This is a genomic window from Stenotrophomonas sp. LMG 10879 (assembly GCF_002750935.1).
Lineage (GTDB): Bacteria > Pseudomonadota > Gammaproteobacteria > Xanthomonadales > Xanthomonadaceae > Stenotrophomonas > Stenotrophomonas lactitubi_B.
The window spans coordinates 257,753-276,336 of the sequence record NZ_PEJT01000004.1 but is presented as its reverse complement, the minus strand read 5'-3'; the positions used below and the strand labels follow the sequence as shown (position 1 = coordinate 276,336).

Sequence of the window (18,584 nt, the reverse complement as noted above, 5' to 3'; positions counted from 1 at the left end):
AAGTGAGACCTGCGCCTGTGGCTGCTGCTGGCAGTGCTGACCGGTGCCGCTGCGGGCATGGAGGGCGTATCACCGGAGGCTCCGGCGATCCATTCCATGGACCCGGCGGCTTGGGGTCCCCACAACCGACAGCCACAAGATAGTGGGGGTAGTTGGGTCCGTCAACGCCAAATGTAGTGAAATTCGGCAATCCCTTGCGCCGCAAGGATCGTGCCATCGGCGCCCGGTTTGGACGCTTTGGACCTGCTGGAACGGGCTGCGCAGTCAAGCCCGAAAAGCGTCGTGATGGCGGTAATGAGCACCCCACCAGCGGAACAATGACAGCTTCACATGACAGGGCCATGCAGGCGAGGGACAACTCTGTGGATAGGTGGTGGGCAGCCAGTGGGCAGCCGGTGGACGGGCGACACCGGGTAGTGCCGGCCGCTGGCCGGCAGCCCATGGGCCCGGAGGCATCGTGCGGATGCCGGCCAGCGGCCGGCACTACCCCTCACGCCCGGTGCGGGGTGCCCAGGTACTCGGCGCTCTGCATTTCGATCAGGCGCGAGGCCGTGCGCTCGAACGCGCCCTGCAGACGAGTGCCGGTGTACAGCTCGACCGGCGAGGTGCTGGCGGTGCAGACCAGGTTGACGTGGCGGTCGTACAGCTCGTCGATCAGGTTGACGAAGCGGCGCGCGGCATCCTCGTTCAGGCGATCGAAGGCCGGAATGCCCCCCAACAGCACGGTGTTGAACTCGTGCGCGATCTCGATGTAGTCCGACGGCCCACGCGGCCCTTCACACAGGGCGGCGAAGTCGAACCAGGCAATGCTCTTGCCACGCGCGCGCACCGGGATCTTGCGGCTCTCGATCTCGATGTTGCCCGCCTTGGCCGGTTGGCCGCCACTCAGTTCGCCCCAGCGCGTGGCCAGCCAGGCGTCGCTGTCGGCGGCCAGCGGCGCGCGGTACACCGGCGAACGGGTCAGCGCGCGCATGCGGTAGTCCTCGGTGCCCTCGGCGTACAGTTCCACGCAGTAGCGCTGCAGCAGGCCGATGGCCGGCATGAAGCTCTCGCGCTGCAGGCCGTTGAGGTACAGGTTTTCCACCGCCGTGTTGGAGGTGGTGACCAGCGTCACGCCCTCGGCGAACATCCGCTCCAGCAGGCGCGCCAGCAGCATGGCATCGCCGATGTCGGTGACGAAGAATTCGTCCAGCACCAGCACGCGCAGGTTGCTGCGCCATTCCTGGGCGATCTTCGCCAGCGGGTCGCTCTGGCCCTGGTGCTCGCGCAGGCGCTCGTGGACGCTGCGCATGAAGCGATGGAAGTGGGTGCGGTACTTCTGCTTGATCGGCAGGCCGTCGTAGAACAGGTCGACCAGGAAGGTCTTGCCGCGGCCGACGCCGCCCCAGAAGTACAGGCCCTTGACCGGCTCGGGTTTCTTCCAGAACGAGGACAGGCGGTCCAGCCAGCCGTCCTCGGCGCTGTCCACCAGGGCCAGGTGGATCCGGTCCAGCTCGGCCAGGGCCGCATGCTGGGCCGGGTCGTTCTGCCAATCGCCGCGTTCCACCCCGGCCGCATAGCGCTGCGTCGGGGTCAGTTCCACCTCGCTCATGCCGCCGTGCCCAGCCAATGCTTGACGCCGTGGGTGAGCGCGCCGCGCAGGTCGATCAGCTTGCGGTGGAAGAAGTGGCTGGTGCCCGGCATGCGCACCAGCTCATGCGGCGCATCGAGGGTGTCCAGCCACTGGTAGACGGCCTGCGGGTCGACGATTTCATCCTGCTCGCCCTGGATCACCAGCCAGCGCGCTGGCGGCGCGATGCCGTCGAAGTCCCAACGGCCCGCCGGCGGGGCGATCGAGATCAGCGCTTCGGGCTGCAGCTCGGCGGCGGCCTTCAGCGAAACGAACGCGCCAAAGCTGAAGCCGGCCAGCCACAGGCGGTCGTCCGGACGCTGCTGGCGGACCCAGGCGGTGACGGCCTTCAGGTCCTCCTGCTCGCCCACGCCATGGTCGAATTCACCGGCAGAACCACCGACGCTGCGGAAGTTGAAGCGCACCGTGGCGATGCCCAGCTCGCGCAGGGTGGTGGCGGTCATGGTGACCACCTTGTTGTGCAGGGTGCCGCCTTCGGTGGACAGCGGATGGCAGATGACGGCCACGATCGGCTGCACCGGCACATCGGCCTTGGGCAGGTCGACGAGCACTTCCAGCGGGCCAACCGGGCCTTCCAGTGAGATGCAGGCGGTTTCGCCGGGGGCGACGGGGAACGAGGGCTTGTGCATGGCACCATGATAGCGTCCCCCGCCGCTGCCCTGTGCCCGCCCCATGCTCTACCTGTCCCTGGCCGTGATCTGCAGTGTGCTGGTTTCGGTGTTGTTGAAGGTGGCCGGACGCCGCCAGCTGGATGTTGCGCAGATGGTGACCTGGAACTATCTGGTCGCCGCGACGATGACGGCGGTGGTGCTGCAGCCGCCGCTGGATGCCTTGCGCGCACCGCATGCACCGTGGGTGTCACTGCTGGCGCTGGCGGTGGTGCTGCCCTCGATCTTCCTGGTGCTGGGCCGCGCGGTAGCGGTGGCCGGCATCGTCCGCAGTGATGTGGCGCAGCGGTTGTCGCTGCTGCTGTCGCTGGCAGCGGCATTCCTGTTCTTCGGCCAGACCGCCACGCCGTGGAAGCTGGCCGGGCTGGGCCTGGGCCTGCTGGCGATGGTGGCCATCAGCCTGCGTCCACGCGGCCCTGCAGTGGCCGCTTCCGCCGGTGGCTGGGGCTGGTTGCTGGGCGTGTGGGTCGGCTTTGCGGTGGTGGATGTGCTGCTGAAGCAGGTGGCGCTGTCGGGCACGCCGTCGATGGCGGCGGTGCTGGCCAGTTTCAGCGTGGCCTTCGTGCTGATGCTGGCGCTGCAGCTGCGGCGGCATTTCAGTGGGCGCAGCCGCCTGGCCTGGCGCAACCTCGGTGCCGGCGCGCTGCTGGGCCTGCTCAACGGCGGCAACATCCTGTTCTACGTGCATGCGCACCAGTCGATGCCGGACAGTCCGGCCACCGTGTTCGCCGGCATGAACATCGGCGTGGTGGTGCTGGGTGCGCTGGTGGGCGTGTTCGCCTTCGGCGAGGCGACCACGCGCTGGAATCGTGCCGGCCTGGCGCTGGCAGTGCTGGCGATCGGGTTGATCGCCTGGGGGTAAGCCCCGGGCGATCTTGCCCCTTGTAGAGCCGAGCCCATGCTCGGCTGCCGTTGGCGCACAAAGCAGCCGAGCGTGGGCTCGGCTCTACAAGAAGGGCCGCCGGGTTATCTTTCGAAGCCCAGCAGCAGTGGGTCGTGGTCGGAGCTGCGCCATGGGCCCTGGACGTTGCGGCCCTGGTAGCCGCTGGCGTCCTGCTCGTCGGCGTTGCTGTGCCACTCGGCGGCGCCACGCAAGCGCTTGGCCATCGTCGGGCTGAGCAGTGCGTGATCGAGGCGGCCGGTATAGCCGTTGTAGACGTAGCTGTAGGGCTGTTCGACCTTGGCTACCTTGAAGGCATCCTGCCAGCCCAGGTCATGCAGGGTGCGGATCGGGTCTTCCATGGCGTAGGCGTTGAAGTCGCCCATCAGCACCACATCCTTCACCTTCAGGCGCGCGGCTTCGGCCTGCACCCAGGTGTTGAGCTGCCTGGCCGATTCCACGCGGGTGGCGTTCCAGCAGCCCTGCCCGTCATTGCGGTCGGCGTCGGCGCCACTGGCCTCGCGGCAGCCCTTGGACTTGAAGTGGTTGGCGACCACCATGAATGGTGCGCCCTTGCCCTGGAAGGCCTGTGCCAGCGGTGCACGGCTGTGTTCGACGAAGGGGCCGTCGAGCTTGGTCAGCGGCGTGCCGAGCGGCTTGAACTCGCTCCTGCGGTAGATGATGCCGACGCGGATCGGATTGCTGCCAGGGCCCTGCCCGGCATCGACGAACGCCCACTGCTTGTCGGCCGCGAGACCGACATTGAGTGCGTCCACCAGTTCGGCGATGGCCGACTGCGGGCCGTAGCCGTCGTTCTCCAGTTCCATCAGTGCAGCGATGTCGGCGCCCAGCGCGTTGACGGTGGCGACCAGCTTGCCGACCTGCGCCTTGTGCTCGTCCAGCGTGCGCGCACCGCGCAGGGTCGGGAATCCACCGCCCTGGCCGTCACCATTGAAGAAGTTCTCCAGGTTGAAGGCGGCGATATGCAGGCTGCCGGGCACGCTCGGCACGGCCGGCCGCTGCAGTTCCGGCAGCTTCAATGTGCCGTCGACCAGCAGGCTGGGGCGGCCCTGTGCATCCACGCGCACGGTGCCTTCCACGTTGCGCAGCTGCATGCCGGTGCGCAGCACCGGGTTGCCGGGCAGGTAGGCGACGCTTGCCGGGTCACGTGCATCGCTGCCATCGTCCAGCAGCAGGCGGCGGCGCTGGTTGTCGGCCATCACCTGTTCGATACCGGCACTGCCGGGCACGGCCACTTCGGTCGGCTGCCAGAGGCGGCCATCGAAGGCGACGGTGAGCTGGCCGAAGCGTTCCAGGCCATCGGTGCCGGCCAGGGTGAGCGGCGCGGCGATGCGCACGTGCTGGCCCTCCAGTGCACGCCAGTCGGCCGGCGCGGCGGCCAGGGTGACGGTGGCCGGGCTGCGCGGCGCGGGCGCCGGGGTCGGCGCAACCTGCGGCTGGGCCTGGGCGAAAGCGGATGCCGGCAGCAGCAGGGACAGGGCAAGGGCGAGGGAACGGCGACGCATCGACAGACGACTCCACGGAAGAGGCGCACAGACTAACCCTGAAATGCGAAACCCCGCCTGCGCAGCGGGGTTTCGGCCTTGGTGGGCAAAGGGAGTGCCGGCCGCTGGCCGGGCACGCGTATCCGCGGTAGATCCACGCCATGCGTGGATGCGGCGCCCGTTATTTCAGATTGCCCAGCATCCAGTCCACGGTGGCGTGGATCTGCTCTTCGGTGAGCGCCGGGTTGCCGCCCTTGGGCGGCATGATGCCGCCGTCGGGGCCGGTGTAGCCCTCGATGGCGTGCTTGTAGAGCGTGTCCTTGCCCTGCGCCAGGCGCTTGTCCCAGTGCGAGTGGTCCAGCGTCGGCGCCATGCCCACGCCGGTGGTATGGCAGGCGGTGCACAGGTTGTCGAAGATCACCTTGCCGTCCTTGGTACCGCCGTAGGCCACCTGCGAGGCGGCCTTGGCCAGCGCAGCGGCATGCGCTGCAGCCTGCGCGGCCGCGCCGGTGCTGCCGGCGTACACCGCACCGGTGGGCGAAATGCGCTGTTCGGTGCGTTTGGCGGCGGTAGGCGACACCTCGGGCGGAATCCGGGTGTGGATGAACGCGGCCAGGAGGATCAGACCGAGGGTGATGGCCATCAACAGCGCGATCACCATGGAGAAGCGTTTCAGGAACTCCAGATCGTAATTCCGCACTCTTCGTTACCCCTGGCTGATAGTCGTTGGACCACGGCTGAGCGACTGCGTGATGGGCCGAGTATAGAACGCACGCCGCGCACGACAACAGGCGTCAGGGCTGGTGCGGCGCAGCATGCGGCCGTCGCCGCATGCGGGTAGCGCCGGGCCATGCCCGGCGAGCGCACAGCGCGGCAGAAGCCGCCCGGCACGCGCAACAGCGGCATCACCCTGCGCCAACAGCCCGCAGGCAGAAACTGCAGATGGCCTCGACCAGCGCGTCCTCGTCGCGATGCGCTTCGCGGCTGGGCGCGGTCGGGCCGACCATCGCTTCGGTGAAGGCACCCACCAGGCAGGCGGCGGCAGCGTGCGCGTCCTGCGCCGGCAGCTCACCGGCTGCCACGCCCTCTTCCACCAGGCGCAGGAACACATCACCGAAGGCACGACGGCCGCGCATGCGCTCGGCTTCCACGTCCGGGTCCACCGGCTCGACGATGAAGGCGTGGGCCAGGCCAGGGCCAGCCAGGGCTCGGCGGACAAAGGCGGTGATGGCCTGGCGCAGGCGCACGCTGGCCGGCTCCGGCGCACTGGCGATGCGCTCCATGATCGCCACCTCGTGGGCCACGGCGGCGTTGAGCACTTCCACGAACAGCTCGGCCTTGGACGGGAAGTGGCGGTAGATCAAACCGGTGGAGACCCCGGCCTGGGTTGCCACGGCCGTTACCGGCGCGTTGCGCCAGCCGCCGGTGGCGACCAGTTCGCGGGTGGCCAGCAGGATCCGTTCACGGGCCCCGGCCAGGCGTTCTTCCATCAATGCTGAGCGTTTATAGGCCATGGTCTGAGTCTAGTTTCAATTTTTGAATTTGTATTCACTTCTTACCCGAACCCCGCTACGCTGGGGTCCAATCGCCCGCGCGGGCTGCTGCTGTGAACAGCTGCCCGCTTCCCCCTTCCGGGTGCGTCCATTCCCCACCTTCCCTCGTGGAGCCATCGCAATGCACGTGCCATCCCTGAACTTCGACCTCGGCGAAGATATCGACCTGCTGCGCCAGAGCGTGGCCCATTTTGCCGCTGCCGAGATCGCGCCGCTCGCGGCCGAGACCGATGCGACCAACCAGTTCCCGTTGGCACTATGGCCCAAGCTGGGCGAGCAGGGCCTGCTGGGCCTGACCGTGGAAGAAGAATACGGCGGCACCGGCATGGGCTACCTGGCCCACGTGGTGGCGATGGAAGAAGTCTCGCGTGCTTCCGGTGGCATCGGCCTGTCCTACGGTGCGCATTCGAACCTGTGCGTGAACCAGCTGCGCAAGAACGGCACCGAGGCGCAGAAGCAGCGTTTCCTGCCGGACCTGTGCAGCGGCGCCAAGATCGGTGCGCTGGCGATGAGCGAACCCGGCGCGGGTTCGGACGTTGTGTCGATGAAGCTGCGCGCGGACAAGCGCGGTGACCGCTACGTGCTCAACGGCAACAAGATGTGGATCACCAACGGCCCCGACGCCGACGTGCTGGTGGTCTACGCCAAGACCGATGTCGAGGCCGGTGCCAAGGGCATCACCGCCTTCCTGGTCGAGAAGGGCATGAAGGGTTTCTCCACCGCGCAGAAGCTGGACAAGCTGGGCATGCGCTCCTCGCCCACCTGCGAACTGGTGTTCCAGGACTGCGAGATTCCCGAAGAGAACGTGCTGGGTACGGTCGGTGGTGGTGTACGCGTGCTGATGTCCGGCCTGGACTACGAGCGCGTGGTGCTGTCCGGCGGCCCGCTGGGCCTGATGGCCGCCGCCATGGACGTGGTGATGCCGTACGTGCACGAACGCCACCAGTTCGGTGAGCCGATCGGCAGCTTCCAGCTGATCCAGGCCAAGATCGCCGACATGTACGTTGGCCTGGGCGCCTGCCGCGCCTATGTGTATGCGGTGGCGCGCGCCTGCGACCAAGGCCGCACCACCCGCCAGGATGCGGCCGGCGCGATCCTGTACGCCGCCGAGAAGGCGACCTGGCTGACCGGCCAGGCGATCCAGATCCTCGGCGGCAACGGCTACATCAACGAATACCCGACCGGCCGTTTGTGGCGCGACGCCAAGCTGTATGAAATCGGCGCCGGCACCTCGGAGATCCGCCGCATGCTGATCGGCCGCGAACTGTTCCAGCGCACCCTGTAAGGCACCCCATGAGCATCCTAGGCAGCCAGCTGCAACCGGGCAGCGATACGTTTGAAAGCAACCGCGCGGCGATGCAGGCCGTAGTCGACGACCTGCACGCCACCCTCGCCCGCACCGCGCTTGGCGGCAGCGAAGCGGCGCGCGCCAAGCACACCGCGCGCGGCAAGCTGCTGGTGCGCGACCGCATCGATGCCCTGCTCGACCCGGGCAGTGCGTTCCTGGAAATCGCGCCGCTGGCCGCGCACGGCATGTACGACGATGCCGTGCCCGCTGCTGGCGTGGTCGCCGGCATTGGCCGCGTGAGCGGCGTGGAGTGCGTGATCGTGGCCAACGATGCCACCGTCAAGGGCGGCACCTATTACCCGGTGACGGTGAAGAAGCATCTGCGCGCGCAGGAAATCGCCGAGCAGAACCACCTGCCGTGCATCTACCTGGTCGATTCCGGTGGCGCCTTCCTGCCGCTGCAGGATGAGGTGTTCCCCGACCGCGACCACTTCGGTCGCATCTTCTACAACCAGGCCAACCTCTCCGCGCAGGGTATTCCGCAGATCGCCTGCGTGATGGGCAGCTGCACCGCCGGTGGCGCCTATGTGCCGGCGATGAGCGACGAGACGGTGATCGTGCGCGAGCAGGGCACGATCTTCCTCGGCGGCCCGCCGCTGGTGAAGGCGGCCACCGGTGAAGTGGTGACGGCCGAAGAACTGGGCGGTGCCGATGTGCACACGCGCATTTCCGGCGTGGCCGACCACATGGCCGACAACGACCTGCAGGCACTGGCGCGGGTACGCGCGATCATCGCCCAGCTCAACTGGCGCAAGCCCGAAGCAGCAATGGCGCTGCAGCCGGTGGAAGAGCCGCTGCTGCCGGCGCACGAACTGTACGGGGTGATCCCGGCCGATACGCGCAAGCCGTACGACGTGCGCGAAGTCATCGCGCGGCTGGTCGACGGCTCGCGCTTCGAGGAGTTCAAGCCGCGCTATGGCGCAACGCTGGTCACCGGCTTCGCCCATCTGCATGGCTACCCGATCGGCATCATCGCCAACAACGGCATCCTGTTCTCCGAGTCCGCACTGAAGGGCGCGCACTTCATCGAGCTTTGCACCCAGCGCAACATCCCGCTGGTGTTCCTGCAGAACATCACCGGCTTCATGGTCGGCCGCAAGTACGAGCAGGGCGGCATCGCCAAGGACGGCGCCAAGCTGGTGATGGCGGTGGCCTGCGCCAAGGTACCCAAGTTCACCGTGGTGATCGGCGGCTCGTTCGGTGCCGGCAACTATGGCATGTGCGGCCGCGCGTACTCGCCCAACTTCCTGTGGATGTGGCCGAACGCACGCATCGGCGTGATGGGCGGCGAACAGGCGGCCAGCGTGCTGGCCACGGTCAAGCGTGATGGCATCGAAGCCAAGGGCGGGCAGTGGCCGGGCGAGGAAGAGGAGGCGTTCAAGGCACCGATCCGCGACCAGTTCGAACAGCAGGGCCACCCGTATTACGCCAGTGCGCGGCTATGGGACGACGGTGTGATCGATCCGGTCGATACCCGCCGGGCATTGGCCCTGGCCCTGTCGGCCAGCCTCAATGCTCCCCCGCAGCAGACGCGCTTCGGCGTGTTCCGCATGTGACCTGTGCCATGACCGAGTCTGTTGCCATGTTCAGCAAAGTCCTGATCGCCAACCGCGGCGAGATCGCCTGCCGCGTCATCGCCACCTGCCGTCGCCTCGGCATCGCCACCGTGGCGGTGTATTCCGATGCGGACCGCAATGCACGCCATGTGCGCCTGGCCGACGAGGCCATCCACATCGGCCCGGCCGCTGCGCGCGAGAGCTACCTGCGCAGCGATGCCATCCTCGATGCCGCACGCCGCAGCGGCGCGCAGGCCATCCATCCCGGCTACGGCTTCCTGTCCGAGAACGCCGATTTCGCCGACGCCTGCGTCGCGGCGGGGATCACCTTCATCGGTCCGCCCGCCAGTGCGATCCGCGCGATGGGCGACAAGAGCGCGGCCAAGGCCCTGATGGCCAAGGCTGGCGTGCCGCTGACGCCGGGCTACCACGGCGACCAGCAGGCGCCTGAGTTCCTGCGCACCCAGGCCGATGGCATCGGCTACCCGGTGCTGATCAAGGCCAGCGCCGGCGGCGGCGGCAAGGGCATGCGCAAGGTCGAGCGCAGCGAGGACTTCGTCGATGCGCTGGCCAGCTGCCAGCGCGAGGCAGCCTCGGCGTTCGGCAACGACCACGTGCTGGTCGAGAAGTATGTCGAGCGCCCGCGCCATATCGAGATCCAGGTATTCGGCGGTGGCCATGGCGAGGCGGTGTATCTGTTCGAGCGCGACTGCTCGGTGCAGCGCCGCCACCAGAAGGTGCTGGAAGAAGCGCCGGCCCCGGGCATGAGCGCCGACCGCCGCGCAGCGATGGGCAAGGCCGCGGTCGATGCCGCGCGCGCGGTGGGCTACGTTGGTGCGGGCACGGTGGAGTTCATCGCCGGTCCGGACGGCGATTTCTATTTCATGGAAATGAACACCCGCCTGCAGGTCGAACACCCGGTCACCGAATTCATCACCGGTACCGACCTGGTGGAATGGCAGCTGCGCGTTGCAGCCGGCCAGCCGCTGCCCAAGCGCCAGGACGAACTGACCATCCACGGCCATGCCCTCGAAGCGCGCTTGTACGCCGAAGATGCCGACCGTGGCTTCCTGCCGTCCACCGGCACCCTGCGCCGCCTGCGCCTGCCGACCCCGTCGGCGAACGTGCGGGTGGACACGGGTGTGGAGGAAGGCGACAGCATCACCCCGTACTACGACCCGATGATTGCCAAGCTGATCGTCTGGGACGTGGACCGCGACGCCGCGCTGCGGCGCATGAGCCAGGCCCTGGCCGACTGCCAGGTGGTGGGCGTGACCACCAATGCCGGCTTCCTGCGCCGCCTGCTGCACACTGATTCGTTCGCCAACGCAAAGCTGGATACCGCGCTGATCGAGCGTGAGCAGGCCGCACTGGCGGTGACCGGTGACGGTGAGCAGGCGCTGTGGGAACTGGCAGCGATCGCCGCCGTGGTGAGCACACCGGCCGCTACCGCCGATGTGCGCGACCCGCATTCGCCGTGGCAGGCACAGGATGGCTGGCGGCTGGGTGCGCCTGCCGCACGCGTGGTGCCGCTGCAGCAGGGAGAGCGGGCGCACACGCTGAAGGTGTGGGCCACGGCCGATGGCTGGCGCGTGCAGTGCGATGACGCCGCGCCGAAGCAGGTCGTCGGCCATGCCGATGGCCACACCCTGTCGGTGCAGCTGGACGCGCGTCGCTGGCGGTTGCAGCTGCAGCGCGATGGCGACCAGCTGTACCTGTTCGGCAGCGATGGCCAGCACCGCTTCACCCTGCACGACCCGGTGGGCGAATCGGAACAGGCCAGCGCCGACGCCGGCAGCCTGCTGGCACCGATGCCCGGCAGGATCGTGGCAACGCTGGTGGCGGCAGGCACGCAGGTGAAGCGCGGCACGCCGCTGGTGGTGCTGGAAGCGATGAAGATGGAGCACACCCTGCAGGCACCGGCCGATGGCACGGTGAAGGGGTATCGCGCCAAGGCCGGTGACCAGGTGGGAGATGGTGCAGTGCTGGTGGATTTCGAAGCGGCGTGATGGAGGGTGAGCCGGGCGCTGCCCGGCTCACAAATCGTTGGGCGTCTTGCGCCTGCGGACCACAGACTGCCTTGCACGGCGTTGCTTCGCGGACAACCTGCAAGGCGCCGGCGTCGGCAGCATGCAGTGCGTTGATCATTTCAGCACGTCGCCGCCAGCTGATAGTCTTCGTTTGCCGCTCTGCGGCGCATCCATCACTTCGGCTATCACAGGAGTCACCATGTACCGAAAGCCCCCGCTGTCCGCCGACAACGCCGTACGCCTGCTCGATCTGCTGTGCGACGATGACGCGTTCCGCAACGAATTCTCCGTTGATCCCAGTGCAGCGTTGGTTCGACATGGCCTGCAGCCGATGGCGGGTGGCAGCCCCTGTGCAATCCATGGCGTGCTGGCCAGCAAGGAGGAGTTTTCCGCCGTCCGTTCCCAGCTGGTGGCATCGCTGATCTGTAGTGGCCCCTTCAAAGTCCCCTTCATGTTCGAGTCGGAGCAACTGGGATTGGTCCTGGCTCCTGAGGCCATGAAACAGGTGGCCTGACGGCGCATCAGACGACGAGCCGAACGCGCCTGGCCACTACGGCAGGCGCTGGTGTCTCAGCGGCCTAGCTGCGCCAGACCTGCTGCAGCGGGTCGAATTCACTGGTGACCTGGGCGGCCGCGCGCCACCCCAGGCCACATATCATCACCGGGCTGGCGTCGATGCCATCCAGCCCCAGCGCCTTCTCCACGTTGATTTCGTTGATCGCCGCAGTCACGTACGCGGCCAGCCCAAGTTCGGTGGCTGACAGCATCCACTGTTGCGAAAGGTGCCCCGCATCAAGCAGCACGGCCCTGTAGGCCTTTGGATGACTGCGGTATTTCCAGAAGCTGCGTGGGAAGCGTGCCACCTGGATGATGTGCAGCGGAGCGTCGGCAAACCAGTCCTGCCCGGAAACAAAACCCAGCACCATGCTGCGCAGGTCATCGGTGGCGACGGCGACCGGTCGCAACGCGTGTTCCATCGGATGGTAGTGATAGACGCCTGGCGCAAGACCGTCGACAGCCAGGGCGACCACATAGGTTTCCAACGGATGCAGGCCGCCGCCGGAAGGAATGTTCTTCTTCAGGAACTCCATGCCGTCCCCCGGCCGCAGAGCAGCGTGTGCCTGCACGGTCCGCTTGAGCACCTGCGCCACCAACGGAAGCGCCAGCGCACGCTGCGCATCGAAGTTGCGGCAGGTTGCACGCTTTCGCAGCAGCTGGTCACGCGCATCGTCAGGCGTATCGGGTAACACCAAGGGATCGGTATCGGGCGCGTCCACTGCGACGGGCGGTGCACCGAACCTGGCATGCAGATCCTGCGCCGTGACCAGCTTGTGTTCACGCATCTCACGCGCGCTGTTGATATCTCCCCAGCGACCCATCCGGTGCTGCAGCGCCGACAGAGGCCACCAGTTGGCGTCGCGCACGCGCTGGTCGCGGTCCCGATGAGCCGCCTCGCTAGGCTGCTGACAGATCACCAGACCAACCTCCAGCAGCCGTGCCAGCACGGCGCCTTCGATGCCGACCTGTGCAGGCTCCACCCAGCGATCCGACGCGATGCGGCCCAGCACGTCGATTTCCTCGATGCTCACCTCCACGGGTGCCTCCAGGTGGGCAGCAAGGGCCTGCCAATGCATGCGCGTCGCCAGGCCCGCCTGGCCCTGCAGCAACAGGGAGAGGTCCAGCGAGACTTCGCTACGGGGTTCGAACATCACGATCGCGCAACGTCGGATCTGCATCATGGGGCTTCCACCAGTTGAACCCATAGTATGCGGGTTGCCCACACCCGCCGCGGTACTGCGGCCGTGTTCGTGTGCAATGCACACGTCGCCCTAAATGCCGGGCGCTGGTGGCCGATACCGTAGGTTCAACTCTGGATGATCGACATGGCTACCGACCCCCGCCTTTCCGCTGAAGACGCCGGCGTACTGCTGGACAACCTCATCAACGATGCCGCGTTCCGCGAACGCTTCGCCGAATCACCGGCTCAGGCCCTCTCCAGCATCGGCCTGGACGCCGCCCTGGGTGAGAAGGACTGCATGAAGATCGACTCGCTCGCCTCGGTGGAAGAACTCACCCGCGTTCGTGACGGCCTGCAGAAGCACCTGGCCAGCTCGCTGACCGCGATGAATGTGGTGTTCTGCTTCGAAGCCGGCAAAGTCGACGAGCGCATCGGCGGCTGATTACTGCCTCAGGGCGCGCCGACCGCTTTGGACGGTGCGGCCCAGGTCGATACATCGTGCACGTTCAGCGGCTGCCAGACCTGCATCGCCGTGACCTCAGCAATGGCCTGACCACGGTGACGGGCCAGCCATTCCTGCTCGCGGCGCACGCCGGCGTCATCGCGCTGCGCACGTAACGCATGCAGCAGCACCACGTGTGCCTGCACCGGTTCGCTGCCATCCAGCATCGGCTCGATCAGCGCGCGTGCGGCGTCAGGCCGTTGTCCCTGCAGTTCGCCCATCGCAGCAACCACGCGCATCCATTTACCGACCATCGGGCTGCGCTGGGCACGTAGCAGCGCCTCGTTGGCATGCAGCCAGCCTTCGGCGACATCGGTCTGTCCCTGCCGCTGGGCCAGATAGACAAGAGCCAGCCACTGCAGGCTGCGGGCCTGCTGCATGGGATCGTCGCGATCTTCCAGCAGCGGCTGCAGCTGCGCTGCGATGGCCTGCAGCTCGGCTTTGTCGCCCGCCGCGCACAACGTGGTTACGCTGGCGTGCTGCAATCGCTGCTGGACCTGCATGTCCGCAAGCTCAGGTGCCGGCGCATCCTCGCGCACAGCCGCCTGCATCGAGGCACAATCACCCTGGTCAGCGGCCAGCAGCAGCTGTGCACGCAGCCGCATACGCTGCGCCAGCGCATCACCGGTGCGCAGCTTCACTACCAGCTGTCCGGCCTGCACATAACGGCGCTGCGCCACCAACACATCGACCCCGGTGTCATCGGGATCATCGCGGCCGCGCAGCCCTTGTGCCTGCACCAGCGTTTCGGCGGCGAGCTGTGGTTGGTTGTGCGCGATCTGGATGCGTGCCAGCTGCACCATCGGATACAGCCTCAGCGGATCCTGTGGTACGGACGCCGCATGGGCGTAGGATTCGGCTTCGCTGAAACGATTGTCCTGCAGCAGCAGCCAGGTCGTGTTGGACAACCCGGCGAAGGAATCGGGATAGACCTTGGCCAAGGTCCGCCATTGTTCAAGGGCCCAGCCACCCGGCTCCAGCTCCGCCTGCCAGGCCTTCAGGTACAGGCGCTCGCGCGGTGGCAGGCGTTCCTGCTGGGCGAGCGCGTGCTGCATCGCCTCGCGGGCCTGCCGCCCTTCTTCGGTGCGGGCCAGCAGCTTGGCCACGCCCATGTAGGCCAGGGCAAAACCAGGATCGATGTCGATCGCCGCCTGGTAGAGATTGCGTGCTTCCTCGAAGCGGCGCTGGCCCAGGGCATTCTCGGCCAGGGCATAGGCGCGCAGAGCGCGCAGGTCGCGGGTGGAGGCCTTCGGCAGCGGCAGGGACTGTTCCAGGCTGGCCACCGATTCACCGAGGCCGCGGCGCAGACGACCGACGACATCGTCCACCGCGAACATCATCTGGTCAGGGCCGTCGGCGGCGACGGTGAAGCTGCGCACCACCTGCCCGCTGCCGGGCGCCACCACATCGATTCCCAGCTGATAGCCCCCTGCCTTGGGGCGTACGGTCGGCAGCAGGACCGCTCGTGCACCTTCGCGCATGGCCACATCGATGGCTGCACCGCGGTTCAAGCGGGTATCGCCAGACAAGCGCGCCATTTCCAGGCTTTCGCGGATCTTGCCTTCGGACAGCACATTCACGTAGCGGGACTGTTCCAGCGCGATCAGTATCGCGTGGCGTGTCGATTCATCGAACACCGGCTCGCCGGTGAAATTCTCAAGGTCGGCCAGCACCACCCAATCGCGTTCTGAGAATGCGATAGCCGGCTCCGGGCGCAACAGAAACCAACCACCCACCACGACAGACGCCAGGATCAGGCTCTCCGCCAGCAGCACCACCGGCTGCCGCCACAACGGCAGATCACGCCGCGCCTTGGCGTTGCCGCGCGGCAGTCGCAGCGGAGCAAAGCCGATCTCGCCAACCTCAATCACTTCCTGGACGGTCGGCATACCCTTGAACCGCCAACGCCCGTGCGACTTCCACAGCAGGCGTTCGCCACGCTCGCCCAAGGCATCGGTGGCGCGTCGGGTCAGCGACTCGGCAACCGCGGACATCAGGATCTGGCCAGGACGCGCCAGCGTCATCAGGCGCGCGGCCATCGGCTTGGCCAGGCCTTCGACTTCCATCGACTTTGCGCCGACCTTGACCGCCTCGGGACTGTTTTCCCAGGTCAGCACATCACCCACATGCAGGCCCGCCCGTGCACGCAGTTCCACTCCACGCTGTTCGCCCAGCGCCTGCAGGTCGCGCTGGTAATCCAGTGCAAACCCGAGCGCGTCCACCGGGCGTTCGAACAGCAGGAACAGACCGTCGGAACGGTCGATCAACTGCCCGTTCCAGCGATGCTGCAGCACCAGCACCAGACGGTCGTGTTCCTGGAAGAGGGTGGCCGCGGCGGCGTCGCCGATACGCTCCACCAGCTGCAGCGAATCGCACAGGTCGGTGAACAGCAGCGCCCGCAGCTGGGCGTTATGCGGGGCCGACGTTCCGTTGTCGCCATTCATCGCCTGGATCTCCGCTCAGTGTCCATCCGGACCATCGGTCCACCGCAGGCAGTTGCCGCCTGCGCGCTTGGCTTGGTACAGCGCACGATCGGCGCGAGCGTACCACTCGCTCCAGTCCGCGTCAGGGGCCAGCAGGCTGGCACCGATGCTGGCCAGGCTGACGTGCGGGGTGCCATGGCTGCGTTCGAGCAGGCCGTGCACCGCACTCAGGATGAACTCGGCGGCGTGCTGCACGATCTCGACGTTGGCCCGGCGCAGGATCAGGCAGAACTCGTCGCCGCCCAGGCGACAGGCCAGGTCGTGCTCGCCGGCCATCGAGCGCAGGATGTTGCCCATGCTCTGCAGCACCCGGTCGCCGGCCTGGTGGCCGTGGCGGTCGTTGATCTGCTTGAAGCGGTCACAGTCGATCAGCAGCAGGGCCTGCGGGGGCCCTTCTTCCTGCGTTCGGCATTCCTGCAGGTACAGGGCCAGGCCGCGGCGGTTGTGCAGGCCGGTCAGTTCGTCGGTGCGCACCAGTTCGCGGGTATGGGTGAGCTGGTGGGTAGTGATGTACAGGTTGTCCAGCGCCGCTTCCAGGTCATGGTTGCGCCGCCGCAGCTGGCTGATCAGGGCCTGCTCGTTGGTCAGCACACGCAGGATCGTGCGCCGCAGGAAGTAGGCCACCAGGCCCGGGTCGGACTCGACCAGGCGATGGAAGTCCGCCGGCCCCAGTTCCAGCACGTGACAGTCGGCCATCACCCGCGCGCTGGCGCTGCGCGGATGGTCGCCCATCAACAGGCCGAGCTCACCGAAGAACTCATGCCGGCCAAGCGTCTTCAGCACCAGGTCCTCGCCGAAATCCAGCTCGATCAGGCCTTCGAGGATGATGTACATGCACTCGCCGCGGTGGCCGCGATGGAACAGCCACTGGCCCGCCTGCAGCCTGCAGGGCTGGGCGAACCGGGCGAACAGGGCAACCTCTTCTTCGGAGAGCAGCGCGTGCACGATCTCGGCCATCGCCGTCTTGGCGATACCGGTTGTCGTGTCGATGTTCTCGGCCGCACCCCTGCCGGTCATTCCCTGCACCCGCCGCCAGCGTCCCCTGGTGAGCCGCGGAGCATATCAGTGAATCAAACTGTGCGCCGCTTCTCATTTTTGTGAAGACGCAGCGCTCCGCATCGTCTACGGGGAAATGCCCCATTCACGCCTGGTGGCGGCGGAAGGAAAGCAAGCCTTATCAATATCTTGGGGTGGCCGCGCCGCCGATTGTCGCAGCGGCGGCAGATACAACGACGCCGGCAGATCCCCCGATCTGCCGGCGTCGTCTGGCCCTTCCCTGGCCACCCTGATCGGATCCGCAGCCCCGGTAGAGCCGGCCGCTGGCCGGCTGCCACGCAGCGCCCGGAGCATCGTGTGGTTGCCGGCCAGCGGCCGGCCCTACCGGGTCACGCGGCGCGTTCGCTGCGCCCGCCGTGGAACTGCTCTTCCTCGGTCGAGCCGGTCAGCGCGGTGGTCGAGGACTGCCCCTGCTGGATGGCCTGGGTCACCGCATCGAAGTAGCCGGTGCCGACCTCGCGCTGGTGCTTGACTGCGGTGAAGCCACGCTCGGCCGCTTCGAACTCGGCTTCCTGCAGTTCCACGAAGGCGCTCATCTGCCGGCGTGCATAGCCGTGGGCCAGGTTGAACATGCCGTAGTTCAGCGCGTGGAAACCGGCCAGGGTGATGAACTGGAACTTGTAGCCGTAGCTGCCCAGCTCCTTCTGGAACTTGGCGATGGTGGCGTCGTCCAGGTTCTTCTTCCAGTTGAAGCTGGGCGAGCAGTTGTAGGCCAGCAGCTTGCCCGGGAACTTCGCATGGATCGCCTCGGCGAATTTCCGCGCGAATTCCAGGTCCGGCTTGCCGGTCTCGCACCACACCAGATCGGCATAGGGCGCGTACGCCAGGCCACGGCTGATGGCCTGGTCCAGGCCGTTGCGGGTCTTGTAGAAGCCTTCCACGGTGCGCTCGCCGGTGGCGAACGGCGTGTCGTTCGCATCGATGTCGCTGGTCAGCAGATCGGCCGCTTCGGCATCGGTACGCGCCACCAGCAGGGTCGGCACACCCAGCACGTCGGCGGCCAGTCGCGCGGCGTTGAGCTTCTCGATCGCCTCGCGGGTCGGCACCAGCACCTTGCCGCCCATGTGCCCGCACTTCTTCACCGAAGCCAGCTGATCTTCGAAGTGCACGCCGGCCGCACCGGCTTCGATCATCGCCTTCATCAGTTCGAAGGCATTGAGCACGCCACCGAATCCAGCCTCGGCGTCGGCCACGATCGGCTGCAGGAAGTCGATGTCATCCTTGCCTTCGGCATGGTGCAGCTGGTCGGCGCGCAGCAGCGTGTTGTTGATGCGCTTGACCACTGCCGGCACCGAATCGGCCGGATACAGCGACTGGTCCGGGTACATCTGCCCGGCCAGGTTGGCATCGGCCGCCACCTGCCAACCGGACAGGTAGATCGCCTTCAGCCCGGCCTTCACCTGCTGCATGGCCTGGTTGCCGGTCAGCGCGCCGAGCGCATTGACGAAGTCGCGCTCATGCAGCGACTTCCACAGCTTTTCCGCACCCAGCCGGGCCAGCGAATGCTCGATATGGACAGTGCCACGCAAGCGCACCACATCGGCGGCGCTGTAGTTGCGCTGGATGCCTTCCCAGCGCGGATTGGTGTCCCAGTCGTGCTGGATCTGTTCGGCAGTGGGCAGCGTGCTCATGTCT

15 protein-coding genes are annotated in these 18,584 nt (G+C 67.1%); 6 read left to right on the top strand and 9 right to left on the bottom strand.

Annotated elements, in window-relative coordinates; genetic code table 11:
* Window positions 1–490: 490 nt before the first annotated feature.
* Window positions 491–1,591, bottom strand: coding sequence for a cell division protein ZapE (gene zapE / locus CR919_RS08195; protein WP_088100770.1), 1,101 nt, complete (start codon window positions 1,589–1,591; stop codon window positions 491–493).
* A complete protein-coding gene (locus CR919_RS08190) occupies window positions 1,588–2,259 on the bottom strand; it encodes a CocE/NonD family hydrolase (RefSeq protein WP_099819587.1) in 672 nt (223 codons plus the stop codon). Before CR919_RS08190 ends, zapE begins: the two co-directional genes overlap by 4 nt.
* 43 nt (window positions 2,260–2,302) lie before the next feature.
* Here CR919_RS08190 and CR919_RS08185 point away from each other — a divergent pair, with 43 nt between their 5' ends.
* Window positions 2,303–3,160 (top strand): hypothetical protein, encoded by an 858-nt coding sequence (locus CR919_RS08185; protein ID WP_099819586.1) that lies wholly within the window; start codon window positions 2,303–2,305, stop codon window positions 3,158–3,160.
* Between the two features lie 104 nt (window positions 3,161–3,264).
* On the opposite strand, the gene CR919_RS08180 is transcribed toward CR919_RS08185, so the two are convergent.
* From CR919_RS08180 to CR919_RS08170, 3 genes are all read right to left on the bottom strand, one after another.
* Window positions 3,265–4,704 (bottom strand): ExeM/NucH family extracellular endonuclease, encoded by a 1,440-nt coding sequence (locus CR919_RS08180; protein WP_099819585.1) that lies wholly within the window; start codon window positions 4,702–4,704, stop codon window positions 3,265–3,267.
* A 160-nt stretch (window positions 4,705–4,864) separates the two neighbouring features.
* A complete protein-coding gene (locus CR919_RS08175; protein WP_088100772.1) occupies window positions 4,865–5,383 on the bottom strand; it encodes a c-type cytochrome in 519 nt (172 codons plus the stop codon).
* A 205-nt stretch (window positions 5,384–5,588) separates the two neighbouring features.
* Window positions 5,589–6,197, bottom strand: a complete 609-nt coding sequence (locus CR919_RS08170) for a TetR/AcrR family transcriptional regulator (protein ID WP_089241525.1) — start codon at window positions 6,195–6,197, stop codon at window positions 5,589–5,591.
* Between the two features lie 160 nt (window positions 6,198–6,357).
* Between CR919_RS08170 and CR919_RS08165 the strand changes: the two genes are divergently transcribed.
* The 4 genes from CR919_RS08165 to CR919_RS21190 all read left to right on the top strand — a co-directional run bounded on the left by CR919_RS08165 (window position 6,358) and on the right by CR919_RS21190 (window position 11,684).
* Window positions 6,358–7,521: an isovaleryl-CoA dehydrogenase gene (locus CR919_RS08165; RefSeq protein WP_099819584.1), complete on the top strand. Its 1,164-nt coding sequence runs from the start codon at window positions 6,358–6,360 to the stop codon at window positions 7,519–7,521.
* Window positions 7,522–7,529: 8 nt separating this feature from the next.
* Complete coding sequence (locus CR919_RS08160) at window positions 7,530–9,140, top strand: carboxyl transferase domain-containing protein (protein ID WP_099819583.1); 1,611 nt, start codon at window positions 7,530–7,532, stop codon at window positions 9,138–9,140.
* Window positions 9,141–9,166: 26 nt separating this feature from the next.
* Window positions 9,167–11,149: an acetyl/propionyl/methylcrotonyl-CoA carboxylase subunit alpha gene (locus tag CR919_RS08155; protein WP_099819582.1), complete on the top strand. Its 1,983-nt coding sequence runs from the start codon at window positions 9,167–9,169 to the stop codon at window positions 11,147–11,149.
* Window positions 11,150–11,369: 220 nt separating this feature from the next.
* Window positions 11,370–11,684 carry an NHLP-related RiPP peptide gene (locus CR919_RS21190; RefSeq protein ID WP_049465413.1) on the top strand — a complete coding sequence of 105 codons (315 nt, stop codon included), beginning with the start codon at window positions 11,370–11,372 and terminating at the stop codon, window positions 11,682–11,684.
* A 64-nt stretch (window positions 11,685–11,748) separates the two neighbouring features.
* Here the strand turns inward: CR919_RS21190 and CR919_RS08145 are convergent, their stop codons facing one another.
* On the bottom strand, window positions 11,749–12,906 hold the full coding sequence (locus tag CR919_RS08145; protein WP_099819687.1) for a putative peptide maturation dehydrogenase: 1,158 nt from the start codon (window positions 12,904–12,906) through the stop codon (window positions 11,749–11,751).
* Window positions 12,907–13,053: 147 nt separating this feature from the next.
* On the opposite strand from CR919_RS08145, the gene CR919_RS08140 reads away from it, so the two are divergent.
* Window positions 13,054–13,350, top strand: a complete 297-nt coding sequence (locus CR919_RS08140; RefSeq protein ID WP_099819686.1) for an NHLP-related RiPP peptide — start codon at window positions 13,054–13,056, stop codon at window positions 13,348–13,350.
* Between the two features lie 8 nt (window positions 13,351–13,358).
* Here CR919_RS08140 and CR919_RS08135 read toward each other — a convergent pair whose 3' ends face one another.
* The 3 genes from CR919_RS08135 to aceA form a co-directional block, all read right to left on the bottom strand.
* On the bottom strand, window positions 13,359–15,854 hold the full coding sequence (locus tag CR919_RS08135; protein WP_207761021.1) for a putative peptide modification system cyclase: 2,496 nt from the start codon (window positions 15,852–15,854) through the stop codon (window positions 13,359–13,361).
* Between the two features lie 15 nt (window positions 15,855–15,869).
* A complete protein-coding gene (locus CR919_RS08130) occupies window positions 15,870–16,910 on the bottom strand; it encodes a GGDEF domain-containing protein (RefSeq protein WP_099819579.1) in 1,041 nt (346 codons plus the stop codon).
* A 368-nt stretch (window positions 16,911–17,278) separates the two neighbouring features.
* Window positions 17,279–18,580: an isocitrate lyase gene (gene aceA, locus CR919_RS08125; protein WP_099819578.1), complete on the bottom strand. Its 1,302-nt coding sequence runs from the start codon at window positions 18,578–18,580 to the stop codon at window positions 17,279–17,281.
* Between the last annotated feature and the right edge of the window lie 4 nt (window positions 18,581–18,584).

Bases quoted from the DNA above. Each gene is read 5' to 3' on its own strand.
- zapE (WP_088100770.1), bottom strand. From the start codon at position 1,591: ATGAGCGAGGTGGAACTGACCCCGACGCAGCGCTATGCGGCCGGGGTG.
- CR919_RS08190 (WP_099819587.1), bottom strand. From the start codon at position 2,259: ATGCACAAGCCCTCGTTCCCCGTCGCCCCCGGCGAAACCGCCTGCATC.
- CR919_RS08185 (WP_099819586.1), top strand. From the start codon at position 2,303: ATGCTCTACCTGTCCCTGGCCGTGATCTGCAGTGTGCTGGTTTCGGTG.
- CR919_RS08180 (WP_099819585.1), bottom strand. From the start codon at position 4,704: ATGCGTCGCCGTTCCCTCGCCCTTGCCCTGTCCCTGCTGCTGCCGGCA.
- CR919_RS08170 (WP_089241525.1), bottom strand. From the start codon at position 6,197: ATGGCCTATAAACGCTCAGCATTGATGGAAGAACGCCTGGCCGGGGCC.
- CR919_RS08165 (WP_099819584.1), top strand. From the start codon at position 6,358: ATGCACGTGCCATCCCTGAACTTCGACCTCGGCGAAGATATCGACCTG.
- CR919_RS08160 (WP_099819583.1), top strand. From the start codon at position 7,530: ATGAGCATCCTAGGCAGCCAGCTGCAACCGGGCAGCGATACGTTTGAA.
- CR919_RS08155 (WP_099819582.1), top strand. From the start codon at position 9,167: ATGTTCAGCAAAGTCCTGATCGCCAACCGCGGCGAGATCGCCTGCCGC.
- CR919_RS21190 (WP_049465413.1), top strand. From the start codon at position 11,370: ATGTACCGAAAGCCCCCGCTGTCCGCCGACAACGCCGTACGCCTGCTC.
- CR919_RS08145 (WP_099819687.1), bottom strand. From the start codon at position 12,906: ATGCAGATCCGACGTTGCGCGATCGTGATGTTCGAACCCCGTAGCGAA.
- CR919_RS08140 (WP_099819686.1), top strand. From the start codon at position 13,054: ATGGCTACCGACCCCCGCCTTTCCGCTGAAGACGCCGGCGTACTGCTG.
- CR919_RS08135 (WP_207761021.1), bottom strand. From the start codon at position 15,854: ATGAATGGCGACAACGGAACGTCGGCCCCGCATAACGCCCAGCTGCGG.
- CR919_RS08130 (WP_099819579.1), bottom strand. From the start codon at position 16,910: ATGACCGGCAGGGGTGCGGCCGAGAACATCGACACGACAACCGGTATC.
- aceA (WP_099819578.1), bottom strand. From the start codon at position 18,580: ATGAGCACGCTGCCCACTGCCGAACAGATCCAGCACGACTGGGACACC.